Source organism: Pseudoalteromonas sp. GB56 (assembly GCF_054923835.1).
This window is the reverse complement of sequence record NZ_JBPCHK010000001.1, coordinates 2,353,741-2,378,762: the sequence shown is the minus strand read 5'-3', so window position 1 is coordinate 2,378,762 and position 25,022 is coordinate 2,353,741. Positions and strand designations below refer to the sequence as shown.

Here is a 25,022-nt window from a genome sequence, read left to right as displayed (position 1 = left end):
TGAAAAAGGCCGCTTAGCGGCCTTTTTTGCATTTTGGGTTTTGCTCCCCCTTATTGGCTTATCCATTGAGCGTTTGATATCGTCAAACTCATCGCGATGAAAACTCACAGGTGTATTGATGCGCTATCAACACAGACAAATTGGTACCACGATTTTAGCCATTTTGGCGATTGTATTGGTATTAGTGGGGTTGTCAGTACCCAACAGTGACATCAGGTTAATGTGGCCAGCCTTAGCAATACCCGCTGTCGTAGCTGGCTTGTTTTATAGTTTGAACGTTAATGTGACGTCGAGTGAGATTTCTTGGTCTTTCGGCCCTGGATTTTGGCGCAAGTCTATTGCGTTACACGAGATTGAAGATGCCAAAATAATAACAACTAAATGGTATAACGGCTGGGGTATTCGCTATACCTTCGATGGTTGGTTATATTGCGTCAGTGGGAATACCGCGATTCAACTCATTCTTAAAAATGGCGACAAGGTCAGCATCGGTACCGATGACGCAAATAATTTGCTCGAAGCGCTGAGGCAATCAACACGTCAATAAACGTTGACAGGTTTTAGACTGCGGGTTGCAGAAAATGTCTTTAGTGTTGCCGTATTCCACAATTTCACCATGGTCTAAGACCATTACTTGGTCGCTCATATGTTTAACTAAACTGAGGTGATGCGTGATAAGCACATAACTCAAGCCTGTCTCTCGCTGAAGCTCGAGGAGAAGATTCACTGTTTGTGCGCGTACTGAGGGATCTAGGGACGAAAGCGCCTCATCTAATACCAACACCTTAGGATCGAGTATTAAGGCTCTGGCGAGCGCCACACGCTGTAATTGACCACCCGAAAACATATGCGGGTAATAGTGCCGATGCTCAACGAGTAGACCCACTTTGGACAAGGTTTGTTTTATCTTCTCCAAGCGCTCTTCGGCAATGAGTTCTGTGTTGAAGCGCAGGCAGTCATCGAGAATCTCTTCAATGGTTAGCGCAGGGTTCAGTGAGGTTGTTGGGTCTTGGAAGATCAGGCGAATGTTGCGGCTATCCATAAGCTGTTTGCTGCCATCTTTAATCAGTTCGCTCTCCAGTAAAATTTGGCCACTACTTGCTTCATCTGCGCCCGCTAACACTTTAGCGAGAGTACTTTTACCAGCCCCAGTCTCACCAATAACAGCTAAGGTTTCGCCTTGGCTAATACAAAAAGAGATATCTTTAAGCAGATACACCATTTTACGCTGCAAAAAGCCCGAGCGCTGAGCAATTTGCTTATTCAAACCTTGAACCTTGAGTAAAGGCTGCATCAGCTTTGCTCCTCTTTGTGTAGAGGAAAGTGACAGGCAAAGCTGTGGCCATGCTCTCTTTCCAGTTTGGGTGTCGCCACACAGGCTTTTTGGGCGTTAGGGCAGCGAGGACCTAGGCGACAACCTATGGGTAAATGCTGCAAAGTAGGGATTGTTCCTTTGAGCGCGAACAAGGGTTGCTTATGCTCTAGTGCTGCATCGTAATCGGGTAAACTTTGCAACAAGGCTTTGGTATACGGATGTCGAGGGCGAGCAAATACCTCTTCTGTTGGCCCTGCTTCAACCATCTGTCCGCAATACAGAACATGCATTCCATGAGTCCAATCAGTCAATTCCTCGAGCTCGTGTGAGATCATGAGGATTGACATGTTTTTCAACTGGTTAAGACTCTTTAAAAGTCTAAAAACCTGTGCTCGAGTGGTGCTCTCTAATGCGGTTGTGGGTTCATCGGCGATTAATAACTTTGGTGAGCGGGCAATGGCCATTGCGATCATTACCTTTTGGCAAACGCCTTCAGAAAGCTCATGAGGGTAGCTAGAGAGCACTTTTGAATGTTCTTTTATACCGACTTTGTGTAGTAAAGCTCTAACACGTTTTTGCTTAGCTCTGCGGCGTTGAAATATATTACCTTCGCTATCGGCATCGGGTATGCTCTCTTCGAGCTGGTTACTTATTTTCGCCGTCGGGTCCATACAACGGCTAGGCTCTTGATAGATCATGGCTAAGTCTTGGCTAACGAGCTTTCTGCGCTTTTCATCGGATAAACGCATCAAATCTACACCGCGCCAGTGCATCCTATCGGCGCGTACTTCCCAACGTTGATTTAGGGCACCAACCAGTGCCTTTGCAATAAGACTTTTTCCCGAGCCTGATTCGCCAATGAGGGCGTGAACCTCGCCTTCTTTGAGACTGAAGTTTACGCCATCTACGACGCGAATCGTTGAATCAGACGTTCTAAGTTCGATAGTGAGATTGCGAATATCCAGTAACTGCATCAGTCGGCCCGTCTCTCTTTAAGAACATTACGTAAGCCGTCGCCAACAAGGTTGGTTGAAAGAACCGCAAGGAATAACAAAATACCTGGCAATGCGACGGTCCACGGAGCCAAATAAATGAGGCCTAAATTCTCTGCCAAGATGGCACCCCATTCAGCGGTCGGTGGTTGTGCGCCTAATTTCAAAAAGCCCAGCGCGGCAATATCGAGTATCGCCAGCGACAGTGCCATGGTAAATATAACCACGATGCGCTCGTAAATGTTTGGGAAAATGCCGCGAACAAGGATTTGCCAATGGTTCGCTCCATCGAGTCTGAACGCACTAATGTAATCTTTATTAAGCTCTTCAACCACTAAGTTGCGAACCGAGTGAATAAACTGGGGCAGTAACGCGAAAATAATCGCCCAAACCGTATTCATTAACCCCGGGCCGAGGATCGCAATAATAATGATGGCAAGTAGCATCGATGGAATTGATAAGGTGATATCGAGTAAGTGATTAAGAAAGCTCGCTCTTAAACCTCGACTGATACCTGCAAAAGTGCCCACTAGAACGCCCACCAAGGTGGTCACAAGCGCGGCTACGATAGACAGACCGAAGGTATAAGTTGCACCGTTCATGAGTCGAGAAAGTACATCCCTGCCCAAATCATCGGTACCGAGAATAAAACGAACATCCCCATCTTCATGCCATGATGGCGGAATTAATAGCGCATTGGCATGCTGTTCATTAATCCCATAAGGAGCCAATATCGGCGCCGTTGCTGCCAGTATCGTCAACGCAATGAACAGCCATAAACCAACGAGCGAAACGTGATTGGTTCTGAACTTTCGCCACAATCGAGACAATGGCGAGATGTTAGACTGCTCTGTAAATAACTTATAATTTGCCATGCGCTTGATTCCGTGAAATCGGGTCTAGCAGGGTATACAGCAACTCGGTAAAAATAGTTGCGAATATGATGAACATCGAAATCGCGAGCAGTCCACCTTGAATAGCAGGGAAGTCACGCTGATAAATGCTGTCTATTAGCCAGCGGCCTATGCCGGGCCAAGAAAAAATAACTTCAGTGATCATTGCAAGCGTGATCAAGGCACTAAACTGTAAGCCGATTTGTTTAATGACTGGCAGTAAGGCATTGCGCAATGCGTGGTGAATAATCAACTGGCTTCTGCTTAAGCCCTTAGCTCTGGCAGTCTTAATGTAATTTTGCTCAAGTACATTGAGCATTGAGTCTCGGGTGAACCTTACTAGAACCGTAGTTGGGTAGGTCGCTAATACAAATGTAGGGAGCGCTAGGTGATGAAGCGCATCGGTAAACGCCTGGCCGCCATAGGGGAAGCCGGCAATCATGATGTCGAGCAAAATAAAGTGCGTAGTCGCAGGTATTTCATACAACAGGCTGATACGCCCAGACATAGGGAAAAGGCCCAGTTGCAGGCAAAATACCATGATCAACACCAGAGCTAACCAAAAGATGGGTAACGAGTAACCCACAAGCGTGGTGCCGCTTATTAACTTATCCAACCAACGACCTTGTGATAGTGCCGCTAAAATCCCCGCTGGCACACCCACGACAACGGACACCATTAATGCGTAAACGGCCAGTTCAAATGTCGCAGGTGCAAGCGTTACCACGTGGTCAAACACTGGGTCTGCGGAGGCGAACGAATGCCCCCAATCGCCTTGTAAAATGCGCCCTAAAAAGGCGAAGTATTGATGTACATAACCTTGATCCAAGTGATACTTCTCTCGCAGCTGCGCACTTTGAGAGAATCCTGCAGTATCAATCCCGCTGAAATTAGTGAGCACATCACCTGGGAACAAATATCCTAATGAGAACGTAAACACACTCAGTGTGAATAACATAAATATCAACAAGGATATGCGGCGAATTGCAAACTCTAACATCATGGTGTTTTACTCGCTTGCGCTAAGGAAATACCGCCAAACGGGCTTAATGTAATACCGTGAATTCGCGTGTCGTTGGCTTGCGAGCGCCTGCCGTGCGCTAATGGCAGAAGAGGAAGCTGATTAGCTATCATTTGTTGTGCTTGACTATAAAATTGTTTTCGTTGTTCTTGGTCTGTTGTGGCCAAGGCCTGAGTGAGCAAGGCATCAAACTCAGGGTTGCACCAATTGGCAGGGTTTTTACCACTGTAAGTCGCTGCACAACTTAATAACGGACTAAAAAAGTTATCTGGGTCAGGTGTATCAGCTGCCCAACCAAGGAGCACGCTGTCATGTCGGTGTTCATCAACGCGTTGTAAGAAGGTGTTCCATTCGTACTCAACGATGCGTACATTGACTCCTACTGCACGCAAATCACTTTGCATCAACTCCGCCATTTTTCGTGCATTGGGGTTATAGATACGACTCACAGGCATGGCCCAAATGCTCATATCAAAGCCATCTTTGTAGCCAGCTTGGGCAAGCAGCTCTCTGGCGGCATCTGGATCGTATTCAGGTAGATTATTTTGTTCCTGATAAGCCCAGCTGATGGGGGGAGCATTGACGTGGCTTTAACGCCTTGGCCGTAATACACCGCCTGCATAATTTTATCGATATTAACGGCATGGGCGAGGGCGCGACGTACTTTCGGGTCGTTAAAAGGGACTCGCTCCGTATTAAATGCCCAGTAACCAATGTTGAGGTTATCTTGCTGTTGTAAGTCGATGTCACTGCGCTCACGCAAAACATTGAGCTGAGTCGCACTTGGGTGCGGTGTCACATCACATTCTTTGGTCAATAATTTAACGATACGGGTCGTACCGTTAGGCGTGATGTCAAATACCAGTTGGTCCAAGTTGACCTGATGTTCCCAGTAATCTGGGTGGCTGTAATAACGAATAAGGCGGTCGCGTTTGTATTCGCGATATACGAACGGCCCAGTGCCAACAGGAAGTTGATCAAACAGCTCCATTTGCTCCGACTCCATGAGCTTCATCGCATACTCGCGCGATGTAATTGCTGCGAAGTCTGTTGCAATATTGGCAAGAAAACTACTTTCAGGATTAAATAACTCGAAAGTGACCTGATACTGAGAGTCCTTGCGAATATTACGTATTAGTTGGTCAAGACCAACACTTTGAAAATAGGGATAATTTGCTTCACCTACAAAATGATAGGGGTTATACACATCAAACAAACGGCTAAAGGTAAACACCACATCGTCTGCGTTAAATAATCGCGTCGGAGTAAAATATTGGGTAGTGTGAAATTTGACGTCTTCGCGTAAGTGAAAGGTAATCTCTGTGCCATCTTCATTGATTTCCCAGCTTGATGCTAGCTCAGGGATAAATTCACCGGTGATGGGGTCGATACGCAATAAACGGTTGTAAAGCTGTTTAGAAATAAGATCAATGGTGGAGCCTGAGGTAGTCACTTGTGGATTAAATGACACGGGGTTGGCTTCAGCGCAATAGACCATACCTTCAATAGGCGCATACTGGGCATCTTCATTTTGGCACCCGGCCAACAATACTGCCACGGTGCCTAACAACCATTTATACACGGGCTAAGCCTCTTGTTTTTGCTGCGAATCTAGCAAATTATATTTCTTCAAATATCCTCTAAGTTGATGATACGTTAATCCGAGCATTTGTGCAGTTTTCTTTTGATTAAATTGACTAAATTTAAGTGCTTGAGTGAGCATCTCGGTTTCATAGTCAGCAGACATTTGTTTCAAGTCACAGGGGAAGCTAAAGCTATTTGATGCACCTGCAGCAGTAACCTCTGTGGTTGTGGGTACCTCTGTGTGGATAGGCGTGCTTGCAGTCACTGGTGTGCTCACTGAACGCGAAGCGACTGGTTTAGGGCGATAAGGGCTGGCAAAAGGGTCCAGATTAATACTGTGCACGGCCAAATTTTCATTACCATGGCGATACAAGCTACGCTCGATAACATTTTTCAGCTCCCTCACATTACCTGGCCAGTCATAATCCAACAACGCTGCTTTGGCACGCGTTGTAAAGCCGCTAAACAACTCCCAGCCAAGATTACGTGCCATATTAATCGCGAAATGCTCTGCCAATAACAAGATATCTTCCTGACGCTCTCTAAGTGGTGGCAGTGTGATTACATCAAACGCCAAGCGGTCTAATAAGTCATGGCGAAATTGCCCAGCATCGGCAAGGGTAGGTAAATCTTCGTTAGTTGCGCAAATAAGGCGGGTATCTACTTTAATGGGGGCTCGGCCGCCGACACGCTCAAATTCACCATATTCAATGACGCGAAGCAGCTTTTCTTGCACTGCCGCAGGCGTGTTAGCAAGTTCATCCAAAAACAAAGTACCGCCGTTGGCTCGTTCAAAGCGGCCTTCATGACGTTTACTAGCGCCAGTGAACGCACCACTTTCATGACCGAACAACTCACTTTCGAGCAAGTTTTCATTTAACGCTGCGCAGTTAAGACTGACATAAGTTTGGTCCCAACGCGTAGAGAGGTAGTGTAAGCGGGCGGCAATCAGCTCTTTACCCGTGCCGCGCTCACCAATTACCAATACTGGTTTATCGAGAGGTGCGAGTTGAGACACTTAATCTAACACGGTTAAAAAGCTATCAGATTGGCCGAGTAGAATCATCCTTTTTACGAAACTGGCTCATTTACACTAACTCTTAGTTATTTTTGCTAAAGCTTAGTGTATTTCATTATTGGTTGATAAGGAAGGGGTTTGTCTTTTGTTAGTTAACTTAATGAAAAATATAGTGTTATTAAGTTATTTTAAAGTTGGCAAGCAACTTGATACCACGTACAGTAGTCAACAAAGACTTCACCACTTGAGGTATAAGATTATGGGAATTTTCTCACGTTTTGCAGATATCGTTAACTCGAATATCAACGCTATTTTAGACAAGGCTGAAGATCCTGAAAAGATGGTTCGCCTAATTATCCAAGAAATGGAAGACACACTTGTTGAAGTCCGTTCTACTTCTGCTAAAACTTTGGCAGAAAAGAAAGACTTAACACGTCGTCTTGAAACACTGAGTGCACAAGTTGACCAGTGGCAAGAAAAAGCAGAACTTGCTCTTTCTAAAGACCGCGACGACTTGGCACGTGCTGCGCTGATTGAGAAAAACAAATCAGCTGAAGCACAAGCAGCGCTAGAGCGCGAGCTGGAGCACGTTGAAGAGCACATCACTAAATTGCAGCAAGAAATCAGTACACTGCAAGAGAAGTTGAGCGATGCAAAAGCGCGCCAAAAAGCGATTGTTCTTCGTCAACGTTCAGTGCAATCACGTCTTGATGTCAAAAAGACACTCGACGGTAACAAGGTGCAAGATGCCCTTGATAAGTTTGAGCGTTACGAAACTAAAATCGACGGTTTAGAAGCACAAGTTGAGTCTTATGAACTGGGCCAGAAGTCGCTCTCTGATGAAATCGAACAGTTAGAGAAAGACGAAAAAATCGATGATGAGCTATCTGCGCTAAAAGCTAAGATGGGTAAAAAAAGCGATAAAGCTTAATAATAACTAAAGTGTGGTGGGCCAACTCGACAATAACGAGTGCTGCGCCCACACTTAAAAAGCCAAAACAACAGGCAGGAGAGGAAGAATGTTTGATTTTGATATGTTAATGCCACCAATCGTTATATTTTTGATTTTCGTGGCACCGCTTTGGTTAATTCTTCATTACCGCTCTAAGAAGCAAGTAAGCCAAGGATTAAGCGAACATGAGCATCGTCAGCTAGTAGAGCTTTCGAACAAAGCAGAAAAAATGGCTGACCGTATTAACACACTAGAGAAACTTCTCGATCAGGAGTCTCCGCAGTGGAGGAGCAAGGTATGAGTACCAAACGCGAACTATACCGAGACCCTAAACGTGGCAAATTAGCAGGTGTATGTGCGGGTCTAAGCGATTACTTCAACATTGAGTTATGGCTGGTTCGTATCATCTTCGTAACAGGTGTGTTACTGGCCGGCGGTCCTATCTTCGTTGTGGCGTATATTGCGGCTTGGTTTATCTTAGATAAGAAGCCAACTGAGTCAACAACTGAAGAGACACACAAACATCCTCATGTAGGGGAAGTGAAAGCCAAGGTTTGGCAAAAAGGTGAGCCGCCTCGTAAAGCGCTAAAGGATTTAAAAGACTTTATGGCTGATTTAGACGGCCGAGTTCAAAACATGGAGAAGCATGTTACATCACCTACTTTTACTGTGAGTCGAGAAATCAACAAACTGTAAATGTTCACCCTGCCTAAGAAGATAAGCCACTGTGTTGGCTTATCTTTTTGTTGCTCATAAAGTGGAAAATTAGTTTCCGTGGATTGGTTTGAGATACCGATAGATGTAAAAAGGAGCGCACTTGTCGTATTCACGCCTCGATAAAATTAAAGACAAAGCAAAAAACACCTTACAGCGTACCTTGGATAGCCACGTTACTCTTGCGGTCACCGGGTTGTCTGGCAGCGGCAAAACCGCATTTATTACCGCGCTGGTGCATCAGCTTAGCGAACAAGCCAACGACAAAAACTTGCCGTTTTTTAGAGTAGTGCGAGAAGGGCGTCATATCGCGACCACACAAATCCCGCAAAAAGCATTGAACATCCCGACATTTGCCTATCGTCAGGCAATGGAGAGTTTGCAACAGCATCCTCCACAGTGGCCGCAATCGACTAAACGTATCAACACGTTGCGCCTCGCCATGCGTTACCGCCCACAACGTGGGTTGCGCGCACAACTTGGCGATACCGCGACGCTGACCATAGATTTGATTGATTATCCAGGCGAATGGTTGATGGACTTACCCATGTTGAATATGGATTTTGCAACGTGGAGTGAGCGACAGCTAACCATGCTCAACGCGAGCGTGCGAAAAACGCATGCTACAGAGTTTTTAAACCAATTAGCGCATTTTGACGCCGACGAAAAAATTAACGAAGCGCAGTTAAAGGCGCTCAGTAATGTCTATGCAGATACGCTGCGGGCGATAAAAACACATGCGCATGCAGCCAACTTACAACCTGGGCGCATGCTCATTCCTGGCGAATTAGAAGGGGCACCCTTACTAGCCTTTTTTCCCTGTGCAGCACCGTCAGAACACAGTGACTCCAGTCAATACGCTCAGTTAGAAGCACGTTTTGAAGCATATAAAAATCAGGTGGTTAAGCCTTTTTACAAAGACTACTTTTGTCGCTTTGACCGCCAAGTTGTGTTGGTCGATTTATTGCAAGCCTTGAAGCTTGGCCCAGATATTTTCGCTGAGCAAACCGACGCAATCCGTGAGTTATTGCAGTTCTTTGAATATGGCAAAAGCAATTTGCTTCGGCGCTTGTTTAGTCCGAATATCGATAAGCTGCTGTTTGTCGCCAATAAAGCGGATCAAGTAGGGGTTAATTACCATCAAGATTTAGCCTTGTTACTGCACGATTTAGTGAAGTCTAAAGCCAATGAACTGACCTTCGCGGGTGTCGAAATTGACACCATGGCAATGGCTTCAGTGTGTGCAACAGAGAATAAAACCGTGAATGAGAAGGGCCGAGCGATGCATTGCATCTACGGCAAGCCACTGAACGAGGACAATTGGCTTACCTATTTGCCACCTCAGCCGCCGCGGCACGCATTGAGCAAACAGCAATGGCCAGCACATGGCTTTGATTTTATCGATTTTGCACCACTGCCGAACGACAACGGTAACTTACGTCATATGCGTATAGATCACGCCTTGGAATTTTTACTTGGAGATAAATTACGATGAGTGACGAAGTAAACCTAGCTCCAGGACGCAGATTCAAAGAGCACACAGCACAACAGCAAGACAAAACGCTCGACACAGCGTTGGTGGTATCGCGCAGCGATGAGCCAGAAAAACAAGACACTGAAGAAACGCTGTTTGAGCAAGAGGGGGAGTTGGAACAAGCGCTGACTAAAAATTTGCACAAGCCGAAGCGCTCGGTGCTCAAGCGCGTGTTTTTCTTACTGTTGGTCGTCCTCATTGTGGTCGAAACGGTATTAAGTATCACCGCAAGTTTTGCAACTGCTTGGTGGTTAGGTGCCTTGTACAGTGCAGTTATTGGCTTGGCAGTGCTGTTTATTGGCAAATTAATGTGGCGCGAGTTGGTCAATTTGAAGCGCTTGAAGGTCAATCAACATCATCAGCAACAAGCGGAGCGTTTACTGCACAGTGAACAAATAGGGCAGGCTTTACCTTGGTTGCAAAGCGTTAATCGTATTCAAGCACATCCCGAGTTTGACACCTTTAAAGCACAGATTGGCGACCACCTGAGTGACCGAGAGGTTATGGTGCTGTATCGCGATACCTTGCTGATCAGTCAAGATGAACAAGCCAAAAAGGTGATCAATCGTTATGCCGTTGAATCAGCTGTGCTTGTTACTGTGAGTCCTCTGGCCGTAGTAGATATGCTTGCAGTGTTGTGGCGTGGATTGAAATTGGTGGATGCTCTGGCCAATAACTATGGCTTAGCGCTTGGGTATATGAGCCGAGTGCGCTTATATCGCTCCTTGATAAAACAAATGTTATTTGTGGGATCCACTGAGCTACTTGCTGATTTAGCAGCCACAGCGTTTGGCACCAAACTATTGAGCGTCCTGTCGACTCGTGCCGCGCAAGGTTTGAGTGCGGGCGTGTTAACCGCTCGAATCGGATACAAAGCCATGGAGCTGTGTCGACCACTCCCTAAACTTGAACAAAAGCCGTCGTTACTCGGTGCCACAGCTAAAAAGCTGGCTAGCCGACTGACGAAAATGGACCAACAAGCCAAGGACGATGAATAAGCGTCAACAAAGGTTGACGCTTATAAAAAGTAATTCAAATTTCACTGGCCGTCCAAGCGGCTAGCGTGCTTGTTATTTCGCCAACGATGCCACTATTTTAAAAGAAAAAACGGTGGCAACATGACAAAACACACATATTCAGACAAGACCCTGTGTATTCACAATGAACAGGGGAGAGTTGACCCTCATCGCGCATTAGCGGCGCCTCTATACCAGACCTCAACATTTATTTTTGATGACGCTGCACAAGGTGCTGCACGCTTTGCTGGGGAAGAAGCCGGCTACATATATTCTCGCCTTGGTAATCCAACGGTACGAGAACTTGAGCAGCGTTTGGCAGCGCTGGAGCAGACAGAGGATGCGGCAGCGTGTGCAACAGGGATGGGAGCAGTTTCTGCTGCCACCATGAGCTTTTTAAGTGCAGGCGATCATTTGATTGCATCAACAACAGTGTATGGTTGTACCTACGCGCTCTTTAGTCATCTACTCACGCGCTATGGTGTCGAAGTTACATTTGTAGACTTCACCGATATGGATGCGATAAAAGCGGCACGAAAAGAAAACACCAAAATGATATTCGTAGAGACCCCTGCGAACCCTAATATGCAGGTGTACGATTTAGACAAAATATGTGCTTTTGCAAAGGAACATGGATTATTAAGTGTCATCGACAACACTTTTCTTACGCCCATTTTGCAAAAGCCAGTGAAACATGGCGCAGACTTAATTGTTCACAGTGCGACTAAATACCTCAACGGCCATGGCGATGTGGTTGCTGGCCTCGTTTGTGGCTCGAGCGAACACATCAACACTATAAAATACACGGTATTAAAAGATATTGGTGCAACCATGAGCCCCTTTGATGCGTGGCTAATCCTACGTGGATTAAAAACCTTATCTGTGCGTATGAAAGCTCACTGCGAGGGGGCGCACATTGTTGCGCACTACCTGGCCAATCATGACAAGGTCGAGAAGGTGTATTATCCGGGATTATCTAGCGATCCAGGCAACAAGTTGATCGGAAGTCAAATGCTCGATGCGGGTGGTGTAATTGCCTTTGAATTAAAAGCATCGCTCGAGCAAACCGAACACTTCATCAACAGTTTAGAGTTGTGTACCTTAGCAGTTAGCTTAGGCGACACTGAAACCTTAATTCAGCATCCGGCTTCGATGACGCACTCGACCTATGAGCCTGAGCAACGTCGCGCATCGGGGATCAGTGACGGTTTAGTACGAATTTCCATCGGACTCGAAGATGTTAACGAAATCATTGCAGATCTTGATGCTGGATTAACAGCGCTTTAACTTGTTCGTAAATAAATGTGCACACCAAGGGCTCTTGCAGGGCTTGTTATTTCTGGTGTGTACATTTTTGTGTTTTTCGCTGTAATTTATTTTGTACGTTTTTGCTGGTTTGCTGCGGACTGTTATTCGCTACATCTATTACAAACTTTCGTACTTTTACTTAGTATCTGGTTAACACACAGATTGAGGAGTTGTCGGTGTATCAAGGTCGCCGAGGGCTCGAGATGTAAAGGTAGTTATGGCTAAATCAAGCAAATACGTTTCAAGGACGCCAGATGAGAACGGCATTATCCATTGGAGCGAAGAAGAAAATAAAATTTGGTCGGAATTAGTTGAGCGTCAGCTAGCCTGTATCGAGGGTAAAGCGTGTAATGAGTACTTAGCGGGACTAGAGAAGATCAACCTGCCAAAGGATCGTATTCCGCAATTGCACGAGCTTAACGATGTACTTGAGCGTGAAACGGGTTGGCGTGTAGCACCTGTGCCTGCGCTGATCGATTTCGACGAGTTTTTCCGTCTGTTGGCGAACAAGCAATTTCCAGTGGCAACCTTCATTCGTACCCGTGAAGAGTTCGACTATCTGCAAGAGCCGGATATCTTCCACGAGATTTTCGGCCATTGTGCGATGTTGACCAACCCAGATTTCGCTGAATTCACGCATAAATATGGTCAGTTGGGCTACGCCGCAGACAAAAAAGACCGTGTTTTTCTCGCACGTTTATACTGGTTTACGGTTGAGTTTGGTTTAATGCAAACCGAAGATGGCTTGCGCATTTACGGCGGTGGTATTCTCTCAAGCCCAGGTGAAACACAATATGTTTACACCGATGAGCCTGAGATCAATGCAATGAATGTGTTGGATGTACTGCGCACGCCGTATCGAATCGATATCATGCAACCGGTTTATTACACCATCAATTCTATCCATGATTTGTTTGAGATCTCGCAAATGGATTTAATGTCGATGGTTGGCGAAGCAAAAGAATTGGGCTTGTTTGAGCCAAAATTTCCCCCTAAAGAAAAATTAGCAAGTTAAGGAATTAATAATGTCTGAATTAAGCGCACAAAAATGTGAAGCGTGTCGTGCGGATGCGCCTAAGGTGTCAGATGAAGAATTGGCGGTGTTGATCAGAAACATCCCTGATTGGGTGCCTGAAGTACGCGATGGCATTATGCAGCTTGAGCGTGTATTTAAGTTCAAAAACTTCAAGCAAGCACTTGAATTTACAAATCTTGTTGGTGCAATGGCTGAAGAAGAAGGCCATCACCCAGGTTTATTAACTGAATGGGGCAAAGTGACAATCACTTGGTGGTCTCACTCAATTAAAGGTTTGCACAAAAATGATTTCATCTGTGCAGCGAAAACAGACGACGTATTTGCATCTCTGTAATCGAAATTGAATAAACAAAAGCCACCCATCGCGGTGGCTTTTTTGTTGTGGCTTCATTGTTTTGTACAAGTTGCTATAATGCAGCGCTAAAACACTAAATAAATGAAAAGAAATATGAGCGCTGCTGATCTTGATTACATCAAGCAATCGATTGCTACGGTTGCAGACTATCCTAAGCCGGGCATTATGTTCCGTGACGTAACCACTCTTCTTGCTGATCCAAAAGCACTTAAATTGACTATCGACCATATGGTTGAGCGTTACAAAGACCAAGGTTTTACAAAAATCATTGGCACTGAGTCGCGTGGATTTATCTTCGGTGCGCCGTTAGCATATGTGCTAGGTGTCCCTTTTATTCCAGTACGTAAGCCGGGCAAATTACCGCGTGAGGTCATTGCACAAAGCTACCAGTTGGAATATGGTGAAGATATCCTTGAGTTGCACAAAGATGCTATCGTACCGGGAGACAAGGTATTGTTAGTAGACGATTTGTTAGCAACAGGCGGCACCATTGAAGCAACAGCAAAATTGGTTGCACAGCTAGGCGGCGAAGCAACTGACGCCGCGTTTGTTGTTTCACTACCCGATTTAGGTGGTGAGCAACGTGTTCGCCAACAAGGAATTGACGTTTACAACCTAGTCGAATTCGAAGGCGAATAAGCATGAGCTATCAGGTTCTTGCCAGAAAATGGCGACCGCAAACATTTCACCAACTAGTGGGTCAAGACCACGTAAAGCAGGCTTTGGTAAACGCTTTAAACGAACAGCGTTTGCACCATGCTTACTTATTTACGGGCACTCGCGGAGTAGGGAAAACAACCATTGCGCGTATTTTCGCTAAGAGCCTGAATTGTGAACAAGGCATTTCTGCACAGCCCTGTGGGCAGTGCAGCACCTGTTTAGACATTGAATCGGGTAGATACATCGATTTAATTGAAATTGATGCGGCATCTCGTACCAAGGTTGAAGACACTCGAGAAATTTTAGATAACGTGCAATACGCACCCACTCGAGGGCAATTTAAGGTCTATCTCATAGATGAAGTGCACATGCTGTCTAAGCACAGCTTCAACGCCTTGTTGAAAACGCTCGAGGAGCCGCCAGAGCACGTTAAGTTCTTACTTGCGACGACCGATCCACAAAAATTACCAGTGACGATTTTATCGCGTTGCTTGCAGTTTAACCTCAGTGCGCTGAGTGTTAATCAAATCACCACTCAGCTGCAAAATATTCTGTCTCAAGAGCAAATCCATTTTGAGCAGCCCGCACTTGAAGTACTGGCAAAAGCGGCAGATGGCAGTATGCGCGACGCGTTGAGTTTGACAGACCAAGCTATTGCGCAAACCAATGCCCAGTTGCAAGAGGGCGACGTCAAAGACATGCTTGGCTTGATGGATGTGCGCTACGCGCAACAACTCCTGAGTGCCGTATTGTTGCAAGATGGCGAAGAGCTTATGAAGCAAACGCGCAATCTGGCTTCTCGTAACCCAAATTACGTTGCTGTGTTAGATGACTTGTTGAACCTGACGCACTGTGTTCAGCTTACTCAGCTCGTACCCAGTGCTGCGGCGTTGAGTGAACGTGACAGTGAATACGTTAGCGAAGTAGCGCAAAGCGCTGATCCGCAGCATATCCATCTCCTGTATCAATTGTTATTAAGCGGCAAGCGCGATTTACAATGGGCAAGTTCAGCCCAAGTGGGTTTTGAAATGCTGATGTTGAGACTGCTGGCATTCGAACCCGTTTATGGCGCCAGCGATTCAGCGCCTATGGCTGACATGCCCTCGGCCAAATCCAAGCCGCAAGAGCGTGCAGCAAATCTACGTGCGATGCTTGCGAAAAATACGACCGAGATAGCACAGCGTGAGCGTGTTCAGAACGAAAGTACTGGGGATGATAGTGCTCGGGACGACAGTGCTCGGCCGGAATTGGCTCGGGGCGACAGTACTCGGGACGATAGTACTCGGGACGATAGTACTCGGGACCATAGTACTCAGCCATCGGCAGCCTCCGCTCAACAACCGATTACATCGATGCCTGCTGCGCACGATTCTGCCGTTGCGATGAATCAGCAAATGCAGGGCGATGCTCATTCGCAAACTAGCGAAGAGCTTGAGGCGCAAGCCGCTGCACAATTTGATGCAGTGATGAACCAAGCACAGGACTTAGGTTTTCAAGCCCAATCAACGAGTGATTCTCAAATACACGCTGCTGATGTGCAACCTCAGTCCACAGAAAATGTGGCAGAACCATTAGTTAAACAGCAACAAGCCCAGCAAGCGCCCCAAGAGGATGCCCAGCCAAATGAGCAAACAGAAGTTGCCCCTGCAGAGCAGCTCAATGCGTTGGAAGAGCAAACTCAGTCGGCAATTGCGCGTATTTTACAAAATCGTAAGCTGGGTACAGCTAAGCCAGCGCCAGCCAGCGGTGGTAATGAAAAAAAGACTGAGGCCCGAGGTGAGCGGGCCGAAATAAGCGCACCGCAAACCCAAAAATTGGCTGATCACAGCAATACGCCAGCAGCCAGTGAATACCCGGCCCAATCGAATGTGGTGGAGCTAAATCCGCCGCCACAGCCAAAGCGCCCAAGTTCGATGGCCACAAAACGCAACCAAACGCCAGCTGAGCGCTTAATGGAGCGTCATCAGCCTGACCCGAACAAATTAGCGCCTGAACTGTTGCAACAGCTTGAAGCGCCAAGTACGAGTGAAGCAAATCAAGAACCCGTATTGCAAATACCGGTTCCGGCAGGCTTTACTAGCCCAATCAGCGCAATCAAATATGCGCATGAGCAAGATGCCTGGGCAAAACTGATTGAAGATATGAATTTAGGTGGGCGAACTCGCCAATTTGCATTACACAGTATGTTTAAACAACAACAAGGTGATGTGTATTTGGATGTTCACCAAGAGCAGCAACACTTAGATGGTGGTGCGCTCAGAGATAGAATCGCCGAGTGTTTGTCAGAGCAACTAGGGCAAGCAATCACACTGCATGTGCAATTTGTTGAACAGGTTGAAAATACCCCTTATTTGATTCAACAAAGCATCGATGAGTTGCGTTTGCACCAAGCGGTGCAAACAGTCAACGAAGACAGCAATATTCAAAGGTTAATGTCGCAATTTTCGGCAACCCTTGATGAAAACTCGGTGCAAGCATTGTAATTTTTCCTCGCTGGCCTTATCTTTGCCAGCATAGATTTAAATGAAGAGAGAACACTATGTTTAAAGGTGGAATGGGCAACATGATGAAGCAAGCGCAGCAAATGCAAGAGCGCATGCAAAGGGCCCAAGAAGATATCGCTAACCTAGAAGTCACTGGTGAGTCAGGTGCTGGCCTTGTAAAAGTGACCATGTTAGGTAGCCACAATGTACGTCGCGTTGAGATTGATGAAAGCTTGATGGAAGACGACAAAGACATGATTGAAGATCTTCTAGCAGCAGCCTGTAACGATGCCGTGCGTCGTGTTGCTGAAGAAAGCCAGAAGAAAATGGCAGAAGTAACAGGCGGTATGAACCTACCACCTGGCTTCAAAATGCCGTTCTAGGTTCTAAGCGTATGAAAAAGCCGACTTTTATGTCGGCTTTCTTGGTGCTGGAATATAATCGGAATAAATTAAGCATATTCTTACCTAATTGTTTGGCTAAACCTTTCACATAATCCGGTGTTTCGTTCTCAATCCATTTACCATACATAGTTTATAGGTAACCCCAATCACCATGTCCCATTTGTGTGGCAAGCCAACGGATATCTGCATTGACTCCTAGCAAATGGCTCGCAGATGTATGCCTCAATTGATAAGGCGACCTTTCTTCTATTCCTGCATCTCTTAACCACTTTTCCAATGATTTCGATTGGTGGTGGGCTTAGGGCGTTTATAGGGGGGGCGCTCGGCTTAAAAATACCCGTCTTCTCGAAACGTGTTTAGTACGATAGTTCTTATAATAAATGGTCTCATTATAGGGCGCCTAGGTTATTAACTTACAATGCTTACTCCCAGTTAAATAATGAGTTACTCAACACCTACAGTGTCGCAAAGTTGTGATGAATAACAGTAAAGATTGATGCGGTCGCACAATCAGATCACGGCAAAAACATTACACCCTTATACTTTTTCTTATAGTTTTGATACCTTATCGTCAATTATGTGGAGCGCTGAGTTAACAGCGCCGTAGCTTTATCGGAAATTTAATGCAGTTATCGCCAAAACTTACGCAACTTGTTGATGCTCTAAGGTGTCTCCCTGGCATTGGCCCTAAGTCAGCACAACGCATCGCATTTCACCTTCTTGAGCGCGACAGAGAAGGGGGCTCGCAACTAGGTGATGCACTCACGCAAGCGATGGCCGACATTGGTCATTGTAATAGCTGCCGCACATTTACGGAGTTGGAGCAATGCGAACTGTGTGGCAGCATCAAGCGTCAAGATTCAGGCTTGTTGTGTGTGGTGGAGTCGCCCACGGATGTACTTGCGGTGGAGCAAACAGGTCACTATCAAGGCTTATATTTTGTCTTGATGGGGCATTTATCGCCGCTTGATGGCATTGGCCCGAATGAAATTGGTCTGGATGTGCTGGAGAAAAAACTAGCGGCAGGCAACATCAATGAAGTGATTTTGGCCACCAACCCAACGGTTGAGGGTGAAACAACTGCTCATTACATCGCTGAGTTATGTCGGCAATACCGAGTTGGTGCATCACGTATTGCCCACGGGGTACCGGTCGGTGGTGAGCTAGATTTAGTGGATGGCATGACGCTTTCTCACGCATTCAATGGGCGTAAGCAAGTCACGTACGACTAAATTGCTCTAAAATTCAGCAAAAAGGCGCCCTTTGGCGCTTTTTTCGTTTTATCTCTCTTGAATCTTTTTCGCCTCACCCCATATACAGAGCATATCTGTTTTTCAACTAATTCAGTTGAACCTGTTTGCTAACGGAGAGAGAAATGACAGCAACATCAGAAAAAGAAACGCTCGGCTTTCAAACTGAAGTAAAGCAACTACTACATCTTATGATCCACTCTTTGTACTCAAACAAAGAGATTTCCTACGTGAACTTGTGTCGAACGCTTCAGATGCCGCTGACAAGTTACGTTTCTTAGCGCTTGAAAACGGTAACCTTTACGAAGGTGATGCCGACCTTAAAGTTCGTATCAGCGCCGACAAAAACAAAGGTACCGTGACCATTTCCGACAACGGTATCGGTATGACCCGCGATGAAGTGATCAGTGCACTGGGTACAATTGCGAAATCAGGCACAGCAGAGTTTTTCAAAAACTTAACGGGTGACCAAGCGAAAGACTCGCAGCTAATTGGTCAGTTCGGTGTAGGTTTCTACTCAGCGTTTATTGTGGCTGATAAAGTAACGGTGCGCACTCGTAAAGCAGGCGAAACACACGCAATTGAATGGGAGTCACAAGGCGAGGGCGATTACACGCTAGCTGAAATTGACAAAGAAACGCGCGGTACCGAAATTATTTTGCACTTGCGTGATGATGAAAAAGAGTTCCTAGACGACTTCCGCTTGCGCGGTATCGTAAACAAATATTCTGACCACATTTCTATTCCCGTAGAGATGTACCGTGAGCCTGTGCCTGAATCAGAGGGCCCAGATGGCGAGAAAATTGACGCACAGCCGGGTCAATGGGAAGCAATCAACAAAGCAGAAGCGCTGTGGACTCGCGATAAGAGTGAAATCAGCGACGAAGAGTACCATGAGTTCTACAAGCACGTAGGTCACGACTGGGAAGAGCCACTGACTTGGGCACACAACAAAGTAGAAGGTAAAACTGAATACACTAGCTTGTTGTACATTCCAAAACGCGCACCGTTTGATTTATACAACCGCGAACGTCAAAGCGGCTTAAAGCTATACGTACAACGCGTATTCATCATGGATGACGCCGAGCAGTTTATGCCAAGCTACCTGCGTTTTGTAAAAGGCCTGTTGGATTCAAACGACCTACCATTGAACGTATCGCGTGAAATTCTGCAAGACAACAAGATCACCCAAACAATCCGTAAGGGCTGTACATCTCGCGTACTGAAGATGCTTGAGCGCATGGGTAAAAACAAGCCAGAAGAATACCAAACTTTCTGGAATGAATTCGGTGGTGTGATCAAAGAAGGCCCAGCTGAAGACATGGCAAATAAAGAAGCCATCGCTAAGCTGTTGCGCTTTGCGTCAACGCACACAGACGAAGACACGCAAAATGTATCGCTTGAGCAATACATTGAGCGTATGAGCGAAGGCCAAGACAAAATTTATTATGTGGTTGCCGACAGCTTTGAAGCTGCAAAGAATTCACCACACCTTGAGATCTTCCGCAAAAAAGGCATCGAAGTATTGCTTCTGAGTGACCGTGTTGATGAGTGGATGATGAGCCACTTAACTGAATTCCAAGAGAAGCAGTTCCAGTCAATTACGCGTGGCGACTTGGACTTAGGTGACCTTGATGACGAAGACAGCAAAAAGGCCCAAGAAGAGTCGGAAAAAGAAGTAGAAGGTTTGCTTGAGCGCATCAAATCAGCGCTTGGCGACAAAGTAAAAGAGGTTCGCTTTACTCACCGCTTAACAGACTCTCCTGCGTGCGTTGTGGCTGATGAACACGACATGAGTTCGCAAATGATCAAGCTGATGGAATCTGTCGGTCAAAAGGCACCAGAGACCAAGCCTGTGTTCGAACTAAACCCAGAACACCAGTTAGTGAAGCACCTAAACAACGAGCAAGATGAAGACAAGTTTGGACAGTGGTCAGAAGTGCTACTTGACCAAGCACTGCTTGCAGAGCGTGGTAGCTTGAAGGATCCCGCTGGATTCGTCTCTCGCTTGAATAAGCTGATGCTTGATTTAAGCAAGTAAAGTTAAATCAATCCCAACGTTGAGCCTGAGCTAACCACTCGGGCTTTTTTATGTTGGGTCATTTACATTGCGAAAATCACCTGAGATTATATCTAGATATCCGTAAGTTACATGGAAGTGAGAACTAGATGACGCTCAATTTTACGTTTACCAAAGAAGACTACATTACCTTTTCAACTTACACCTATCAGAAACTATGCAAAAGTAATAACAAGCCGGTTAAGGTGATTGTGAATATGCTGATTTGGTGTGTATTGACTATTGTGTTTTTGACCCTGTTTAGAATGGCCGGAGCACGATTTAGTGGGTTTGACGTGTCTTCAGCTGTCCTAACGGCAATTCCTTTTGTCGTTTTTATTGTTACTGTATTACTTCATCAAATGCGTTTTCGTCGAAATGCAATGCCTGATGAAAATGGTATCGTGCTAGGGAATAAGCGGCTTGAGTTAACACAGGAAGGAATCGTGGAGCACTCAGAGTTTGCACAATGCAAATATAAATGGGCAGCGCTTCAAGGTGTTGATGAGCATCAAGGTAACCTCTATTTATTTATCGATAATAGCATCGCTGTAGTCATCCCAAAAACTGCCTTTGTTAGCGAGCAAGAACGCGGTGATTTTAATGCTAAACTCGCTGCATTACAGGGTTAAAGGAATAGGGCGCTAGAATTACTTCCGATTATTGTTGATATGATCCTATGACCACACAAGAAAAAGTGCACTATTACAACAGCACGCAAAACAGTGCTGTACGCGATGATTTGCGCTTCGCTGTAACATGCGTGGCTAGACCAAGGGTTGCTATCGATTGTGGGTGTGGCGCGGGAGCAGACATCGCTTATTTACGCTCATCAGGTTTCACTGTTCATGCCTTTGATATCGAGGCTGAGGCGATTAGACGATGCATGGAGCGCTTTCAACATGATGCACAAGTGCACCTCACCCAAACGGGTTTTGCAGATTTTAAGTATCCCCAAGCTGATTTAGTGGTTGCCGATGCAAGTTTGTTTTTTTGTAAACCAGAGGATTTCGAATGTGTATGGCAAAACATAAACACAGCGCTTGCAAGTGGAGGGGTGTTTAGTGGCTCATTTTTAGGATGCAGAGACACCATGGCATCCGCGAGTTACAACAAAGCGGCTTATTGGCCTGATGTTTTAGTACTCGATGAGGCACGAATAAGGGAATGTTTTAGCGGTTTTAATATTCTTCGATTAGACGAGCACGAGGTGTGTGGAACAACCGCTAACAATGAGGCTCATCATTGGCATCTGTTCACAGTAGTCGCTAAAAAGCGGTGATTGCAGTGTAAATTGCATCTTCTGATACAGTGTGCGAAGCGTAATTCAACCTCGCATTTTAACCTGCTTCAGCTAGGCTAATGACTGTAATTAGCTGAAATTATCTCCTATGGCTGTGTTTAAATTGTCTCTGCGCGCACGTATTTACACACTGTTTGTTGTCTTGATGACAATGTATGTGCTCAATTTTGCGCTGATGATGAATGTAAAACAGCAAACAGATGCAGCGCAAGCACGAATCAACGAAACGAACACCATTCTTGATTTAAAGTCGCAGTTGCTACTTAAGCTAACGGATGCGGAAACGGGGCAGCGGGGCTTTATTCTTACCGGAAAGCAAGAATATTTGGTGCCATACTCCGCGGGTTCTGAGCAGGCGCAACAAACCCTCAAAAAATTACTGCAACTGAATAAAAAAAACGTCGCTGTTCAGCATCAACGCTTGCAAGAGGTGGCGCGCTTAATTGAGCTCAAACTGTCTGAACTTGCCAAAACAATTCAACTTTATAAGACCGGGGATGTGCAAGCGTCACTCGATCTTATAAACAGTGACGAAGGGCAGCGTTACATGGATGAAATTCGTGCCCAATTGCGCGCATTCAAGGCCTTAGAAATGACAACCCTTAATGAACGCCATCAAAAGCTAAATGGGTTGTTAGATAAGGTGCAAATAATCTATTTGCTCGAGTTTGTTGTATTTCTAATATTGATGCTGTTGCTAGTTGGGTTGATCAGACGACGAGTAGTCAAACCATTAACGCAATTGCATATTTCGGCAAAGCAATTAGAAGCGCAAGGCCGCTTTACACCAGTACCTAATGCGGCAGACGATGAAATTGGCTCAGTCGTAAAAGCATTCAATGCTATGGCGCAAAAAATTGTGGTTCAGGTAAATGAGCTTCGAGATTCAAACCGGCGCACGATCCAAGAAAGGGATAAAGCGCGAATGGAATCGATTATCGATCCGTTAACAGGCTTGTTTAATCGTCGTCACCTTTCCTCTCAACTGCAAAAACGAATGGAGTCAAGTAACCGTTATGGTCACCCGTTAACGCTTATCATGTTGGACTTGGACCATTTCAAGGATATTAATGACACTTTTGGCCATGACAGTGGTGATAGAGTACTCATCGAAGTCGCCAATTTGATACAAGACACCATACGGGAAAGCGATATTGCTGTGCGTTACAGTGGGGATGAGTTTATCGTGGTGCTCGATCACACAGAAATTAACGATGCCTTGGCTAAAGCTGAACTCCTGCGTGAACAGGTTGCGCTAGCACACATCGATGAGCTGGGTGGCTCACGATTGTCGGTGAGTATCGGTGTAGCCACACATTTAGCCGACGAAGACACACCTGAGTCATTATTGAAAAAAGCTGACGAGGCCTTGTATCGTGCGAAACAAGCTGGGCGCAACCGCAGTGAGAGTGCTTAACGTGTTCGGCATTGGTTAATCATCGCAACGACTTGCTCTAAACGATTTCACCACGCATAGTGGGTCATCATCACTTAATAATAAGAGCTATGTATGAAATTGTCTTTCCTGAGTGCCTTAGCACTTCTTAGTGTGTCTTCGTTCCCTTCAATTGCAGACACAGCAGCGACTCCAATTGCTATCGCGATTCATGGCGGAGCCGGCACCATAGAAAAAGCGCGTTTTACGCCTGAGCAAGAAAAAGCCTATCGTGCAAAATTGACTGAGGCTGTGGAAGTGGGTTACGCAGTCCTTGAGCAAGGTGGTGCGAGTCTGGATGCGATCAACGCGGCAATCAATGTACTTGAAAACTCGCCGTATTTTAATGCAGGTAAAGGCGCAGTGTATACCTATGAAGGCGAGCATGAGTTGGATGCGTCAATTATGGACGGTCGTACCCGAGAAGCAGGTGCTGTGGCGGGTGTTAAACACATCGAAAACCCCATTGATCTTGCGCGACTCGTGATGACCAACTCAGTGCATGTCATGCTCAGTGGTGAAGGTGCGGAAGCATTTGCGCAGCAGCAAGGCATGAAGCTGGTGGACAACAGCGTATTTGATACCGAACATCGCTATGAAGCGCTACTCAAAGCAAAGGAAAAGTTGGATAAAGCTAAGCCTGCCACCAAAGACTACCAAGCATTGCATCACGCACTCCCTAACCAATATAAAATGGGCACTGTGGGTGCGGTGGCGTTGGATAGTCAAGGTAATATCGCGGCAGGTACCAGCACTGGCGGCATGACGGCCAAGCGTTTTGGTCGCATTGGTGACTCACCAGTGATAGGCGCTGGCACATTTGCTGACAATGATTCCTGTGCGGTGTCTGCAACAGGCCACGGTGAATACTTCATTCGTTACCAAGTGGCGAGTGATATTTGCGCCCGTGTGCAATACCAAGGCAAAAGCATTGAACAAGCAGGTAACGAAGTGATTTTTGGCCCTATGTTTGAATCGGGTGGCACTGGTGGTGTGATTATTGTTGATGCCAAAGGCAACATCAGTATGCCGTTTAATACCGCAGGTATGTATCGCGCCAGTAAGAGTAATTCTACACCGACCTATGTGGGCATTTTTAAGGACGAATAAATAGCGTTTACCGACCCCTTAAATTACGCAAAATCCCAAGCGCCAACTATAGTTACAGTGTTGGCGCTAACATTATTTGGGGGTGCGTATGCAATCAATTAAAGTAGCTGATTATTACAACCACAGACCTGTTACTTTTAAAGCAAATATGTCCATTGAAAGTGCGGTCGAAAAGTTAATTCAAAGCGGGCAAACAGGGGGGCCGGTCGTTGATGATTTGGGCACCGTTATTGGTTTTGTGTCTGAACAGGACTGCCTCAAGCAAATGCTCAATTCCACCTATCAAAACGAGGCGCATTGCGTCATTGGCGATGTGATGACTAACGAGCCTTTGTGCGTTACACCGGAACACAGCGTGATGGCATTGGCGGAGGCCATGCAAATCAACAAGCCAAAAATGTATCCGGTGTGCGATGAACACGGCAAGTTGATGGGGGTGATCACTCGTGCACATGTTTTATTGGCCTTAGATAAACACCTGCACGACAATTATGCACCGGGAAAACGCTTTGTTTAACAATACACTTTAGAGCGATATTTTGCTAAGCTGGCCGACCATTTTATGCAGTTAATTAGGGTG

The 25,022-nt window shown here is 45.9% G+C and carries 23 protein-coding genes and 3 pseudogenes; 19 read left to right on the top strand and 7 right to left on the bottom strand.

Annotated elements, in window-relative coordinates; all coding sequences use genetic code 11:
* Positions 1-118: 118 nt before the first annotated feature.
* Complete coding sequence (locus ACH19P_RS11175; RefSeq protein ID WP_462158621.1) at positions 119-547, top strand: hypothetical protein; 429 nt, start codon at positions 119-121, stop codon at positions 545-547.
* On the opposite strand, the gene ACH19P_RS11170 is transcribed toward ACH19P_RS11175, so the two are convergent.
* From ACH19P_RS11170 to pspF, 6 genes and pseudogenes are all read right to left on the bottom strand, one after another.
* Positions 533-1,294, bottom strand: a complete 762-nt coding sequence (locus ACH19P_RS11170; RefSeq protein ID WP_462158620.1) for an ATP-binding cassette domain-containing protein — start codon at positions 1,292-1,294, stop codon at positions 533-535. The genes ACH19P_RS11175 and ACH19P_RS11170 overlap by 15 nt on opposite strands.
* Entirely contained in the window at positions 1,294-2,289 is a 996-nt protein-coding gene (locus tag ACH19P_RS11165) for a peptide ABC transporter ATP-binding protein (protein WP_462158619.1), read from the bottom strand. The genes ACH19P_RS11170 and ACH19P_RS11165 overlap by 1 nt, the downstream gene beginning before the upstream one ends.
* Positions 2,289-3,182 (bottom strand): ABC transporter permease subunit, encoded by an 894-nt coding sequence (locus ACH19P_RS11160; protein WP_462158618.1) that lies wholly within the window; start codon positions 3,180-3,182, stop codon positions 2,289-2,291. The genes ACH19P_RS11165 and ACH19P_RS11160 overlap by 1 nt, the downstream gene beginning before the upstream one ends.
* Entirely contained in the window at positions 3,169-4,203 is a 1,035-nt protein-coding gene (locus ACH19P_RS11155; RefSeq protein ID WP_462158617.1) for an ABC transporter permease, read from the bottom strand. Before ACH19P_RS11155 ends, ACH19P_RS11160 begins: the two co-directional genes overlap by 14 nt.
* Positions 4,200-5,803 (bottom strand): annotated as a pseudogene (locus ACH19P_RS11150) (ABC transporter substrate-binding protein). Before ACH19P_RS11150 ends, ACH19P_RS11155 begins: the two are co-directional and overlap by 4 nt.
* 3 nt (positions 5,804-5,806) lie before the next feature.
* Positions 5,807-6,893, bottom strand: a pseudogene (gene pspF / locus ACH19P_RS11145) (phage shock protein operon transcriptional activator).
* Positions 6,894-7,082: 189 nt separating this feature from the next.
* Here pspF and pspA point away from each other — a divergent pair.
* From pspA to ACH19P_RS11090, 11 genes are all read left to right on the top strand, one after another.
* A complete protein-coding gene (gene pspA, locus ACH19P_RS11140) occupies positions 7,083-7,754 on the top strand; it encodes a phage shock protein PspA (RefSeq protein ID WP_462158616.1) in 672 nt (223 codons plus the stop codon).
* Positions 7,755-7,842: 88 nt separating this feature from the next.
* Positions 7,843-8,076: an envelope stress response membrane protein PspB gene (gene pspB, locus ACH19P_RS11135; protein WP_462158615.1), complete on the top strand. Its 234-nt coding sequence runs from the start codon at positions 7,843-7,845 to the stop codon at positions 8,074-8,076.
* A complete protein-coding gene (gene pspC, locus ACH19P_RS11130; RefSeq protein ID WP_462158614.1) occupies positions 8,073-8,471 on the top strand; it encodes an envelope stress response membrane protein PspC in 399 nt (132 codons plus the stop codon). Before pspB ends, pspC begins: the two co-directional genes overlap by 4 nt.
* 121 nt (positions 8,472-8,592) lie before the next feature.
* The gene (locus tag ACH19P_RS11125; protein WP_462158613.1) at positions 8,593-9,984 is read left to right on the top strand and encodes a YcjX family GTP-binding protein; all 1,392 of its coding nucleotides are present in this window, start codon (positions 8,593-8,595) and stop codon (positions 9,982-9,984) included.
* The gene (locus tag ACH19P_RS11120) at positions 9,981-11,021 is read left to right on the top strand and encodes a TIGR01620 family protein (RefSeq protein WP_462158612.1); all 1,041 of its coding nucleotides are present in this window, start codon (positions 9,981-9,983) and stop codon (positions 11,019-11,021) included. The genes ACH19P_RS11125 and ACH19P_RS11120 overlap by 4 nt, the downstream gene beginning before the upstream one ends.
* A 120-nt stretch (positions 11,022-11,141) precedes the next feature.
* Positions 11,142-12,326, top strand: a complete 1,185-nt coding sequence (locus ACH19P_RS11115) for a trans-sulfuration enzyme family protein (protein ID WP_462158611.1) — start codon at positions 11,142-11,144, stop codon at positions 12,324-12,326.
* Between the two features lie 238 nt (positions 12,327-12,564).
* Entirely contained in the window at positions 12,565-13,362 is a 798-nt protein-coding gene (phhA, locus tag ACH19P_RS11110) for a phenylalanine 4-monooxygenase (protein ID WP_462158610.1), read from the top strand.
* A gap of 10 nt (positions 13,363-13,372) precedes the next feature.
* The gene (locus ACH19P_RS11105) at positions 13,373-13,717 is read left to right on the top strand and encodes a 4a-hydroxytetrahydrobiopterin dehydratase (protein ID WP_462158609.1); all 345 of its coding nucleotides are present in this window, start codon (positions 13,373-13,375) and stop codon (positions 13,715-13,717) included.
* Between the two features lie 114 nt (positions 13,718-13,831).
* Positions 13,832-14,377, top strand: coding sequence for an adenine phosphoribosyltransferase (apt, locus tag ACH19P_RS11100; protein WP_347389126.1), 546 nt, complete (start codon positions 13,832-13,834; stop codon positions 14,375-14,377).
* A gap of 2 nt (positions 14,378-14,379) precedes the next feature.
* Positions 14,380-16,881 carry a DNA polymerase III subunit gamma/tau gene (gene dnaX, locus ACH19P_RS11095; protein ID WP_462158608.1) on the top strand — a complete coding sequence of 834 codons (2,502 nt, stop codon included), beginning with the start codon at positions 14,380-14,382 and terminating at the stop codon, positions 16,879-16,881.
* A 56-nt stretch (positions 16,882-16,937) separates the two neighbouring features.
* Complete coding sequence (locus ACH19P_RS11090; RefSeq protein ID WP_462158607.1) at positions 16,938-17,264, top strand: YbaB/EbfC family nucleoid-associated protein; 327 nt, start codon at positions 16,938-16,940, stop codon at positions 17,262-17,264.
* Positions 17,265-17,415: 151 nt separating this feature from the next.
* On the opposite strand, the gene ACH19P_RS11085 is transcribed toward ACH19P_RS11090, so the two are convergent.
* Positions 17,416-17,562, bottom strand: a complete 147-nt coding sequence (locus tag ACH19P_RS11085) for a hypothetical protein (RefSeq protein WP_462158606.1) — start codon at positions 17,560-17,562, stop codon at positions 17,416-17,418.
* Between the two features lie 346 nt (positions 17,563-17,908).
* On the opposite strand from ACH19P_RS11085, the gene recR reads away from it, so the two are divergent.
* The 7 genes and pseudogenes from recR to ACH19P_RS11050 all read left to right on the top strand — a co-directional run bounded on the left by recR (position 17,909) and on the right by ACH19P_RS11050 (position 24,959).
* Complete coding sequence (gene recR, locus ACH19P_RS11080) at positions 17,909-18,517, top strand: recombination mediator RecR (protein ID WP_462158605.1); 609 nt, start codon at positions 17,909-17,911, stop codon at positions 18,515-18,517.
* Positions 18,518-18,660: 143 nt separating this feature from the next.
* Positions 18,661-20,576 (top strand): annotated as a pseudogene (gene htpG, locus ACH19P_RS11075) (molecular chaperone HtpG).
* 128 nt (positions 20,577-20,704) lie between these two features.
* The gene (locus ACH19P_RS11070; protein WP_462158604.1) at positions 20,705-21,226 is read left to right on the top strand and encodes a YcxB family protein; all 522 of its coding nucleotides are present in this window, start codon (positions 20,705-20,707) and stop codon (positions 21,224-21,226) included.
* Positions 21,227-21,273: 47 nt separating this feature from the next.
* Complete coding sequence (locus ACH19P_RS11065) at positions 21,274-21,876, top strand: class I SAM-dependent methyltransferase (protein ID WP_462158603.1); 603 nt, start codon at positions 21,274-21,276, stop codon at positions 21,874-21,876.
* Positions 21,877-21,985: 109 nt separating this feature from the next.
* On the top strand, positions 21,986-23,314 hold the full coding sequence (locus ACH19P_RS11060) for a GGDEF domain-containing protein (RefSeq protein ID WP_462158602.1): 1,329 nt from the start codon (positions 21,986-21,988) through the stop codon (positions 23,312-23,314).
* 93 nt (positions 23,315-23,407) lie between these two features.
* Positions 23,408-24,442 (top strand): isoaspartyl peptidase/L-asparaginase family protein, encoded by a 1,035-nt coding sequence (locus ACH19P_RS11055; RefSeq protein WP_462158601.1) that lies wholly within the window; start codon positions 23,408-23,410, stop codon positions 24,440-24,442.
* Between the two features lie 88 nt (positions 24,443-24,530).
* Complete coding sequence (locus ACH19P_RS11050) at positions 24,531-24,959, top strand: CBS domain-containing protein (RefSeq protein WP_462158600.1); 429 nt, start codon at positions 24,531-24,533, stop codon at positions 24,957-24,959.
* Positions 24,960-25,022: the final 63 nt, after the last annotated feature.

What these genes read in the sequence shown, in the direction of transcription:
- ACH19P_RS11175 (WP_462158621.1), top strand. Translation starts at nt 119, where the DNA reads ATGCGCTATCAACACAGACAAATTGGTACCACGATTTTAGCCATTTTG.
- ACH19P_RS11170 (WP_462158620.1), bottom strand. Translation starts at nt 1,294, where the DNA reads ATGCAGCCTTTACTCAAGGTTCAAGGTTTGAATAAGCAAATTGCTCAG.
- ACH19P_RS11165 (WP_462158619.1), bottom strand. Translation starts at nt 2,289, where the DNA reads ATGCAGTTACTGGATATTCGCAATCTCACTATCGAACTTAGAACGTCT.
- ACH19P_RS11160 (WP_462158618.1), bottom strand. Translation starts at nt 3,182, where the DNA reads ATGGCAAATTATAAGTTATTTACAGAGCAGTCTAACATCTCGCCATTG.
- ACH19P_RS11155 (WP_462158617.1), bottom strand. Translation starts at nt 4,203, where the DNA reads ATGATGTTAGAGTTTGCAATTCGCCGCATATCCTTGTTGATATTTATG.
- pspA (WP_462158616.1), top strand. Translation starts at nt 7,083, where the DNA reads ATGGGAATTTTCTCACGTTTTGCAGATATCGTTAACTCGAATATCAAC.
- pspB (WP_462158615.1), top strand. Translation starts at nt 7,843, where the DNA reads ATGTTTGATTTTGATATGTTAATGCCACCAATCGTTATATTTTTGATT.
- pspC (WP_462158614.1), top strand. Translation starts at nt 8,073, where the DNA reads ATGAGTACCAAACGCGAACTATACCGAGACCCTAAACGTGGCAAATTA.
- ACH19P_RS11120 (WP_462158612.1), top strand. Translation starts at nt 9,981, where the DNA reads ATGAGTGACGAAGTAAACCTAGCTCCAGGACGCAGATTCAAAGAGCAC.
- ACH19P_RS11115 (WP_462158611.1), top strand. Translation starts at nt 11,142, where the DNA reads ATGACAAAACACACATATTCAGACAAGACCCTGTGTATTCACAATGAA.
- phhA (WP_462158610.1), top strand. Translation starts at nt 12,565, where the DNA reads ATGGCTAAATCAAGCAAATACGTTTCAAGGACGCCAGATGAGAACGGC.
- ACH19P_RS11105 (WP_462158609.1), top strand. Translation starts at nt 13,373, where the DNA reads ATGTCTGAATTAAGCGCACAAAAATGTGAAGCGTGTCGTGCGGATGCG.
- apt (WP_347389126.1), top strand. Translation starts at nt 13,832, where the DNA reads ATGAGCGCTGCTGATCTTGATTACATCAAGCAATCGATTGCTACGGTT.
- dnaX (WP_462158608.1), top strand. Translation starts at nt 14,380, where the DNA reads ATGAGCTATCAGGTTCTTGCCAGAAAATGGCGACCGCAAACATTTCAC.
- ACH19P_RS11090 (WP_462158607.1), top strand. Translation starts at nt 16,938, where the DNA reads ATGTTTAAAGGTGGAATGGGCAACATGATGAAGCAAGCGCAGCAAATG.
- recR (WP_462158605.1), top strand. Translation starts at nt 17,909, where the DNA reads ATGCAGTTATCGCCAAAACTTACGCAACTTGTTGATGCTCTAAGGTGT.
- ACH19P_RS11070 (WP_462158604.1), top strand. Translation starts at nt 20,705, where the DNA reads ATGACGCTCAATTTTACGTTTACCAAAGAAGACTACATTACCTTTTCA.
- ACH19P_RS11065 (WP_462158603.1), top strand. Translation starts at nt 21,274, where the DNA reads ATGACCACACAAGAAAAAGTGCACTATTACAACAGCACGCAAAACAGT.
- ACH19P_RS11060 (WP_462158602.1), top strand. Translation starts at nt 21,986, where the DNA reads ATGGCTGTGTTTAAATTGTCTCTGCGCGCACGTATTTACACACTGTTT.
- ACH19P_RS11055 (WP_462158601.1), top strand. Translation starts at nt 23,408, where the DNA reads ATGAAATTGTCTTTCCTGAGTGCCTTAGCACTTCTTAGTGTGTCTTCG.
- ACH19P_RS11050 (WP_462158600.1), top strand. Translation starts at nt 24,531, where the DNA reads ATGCAATCAATTAAAGTAGCTGATTATTACAACCACAGACCTGTTACT.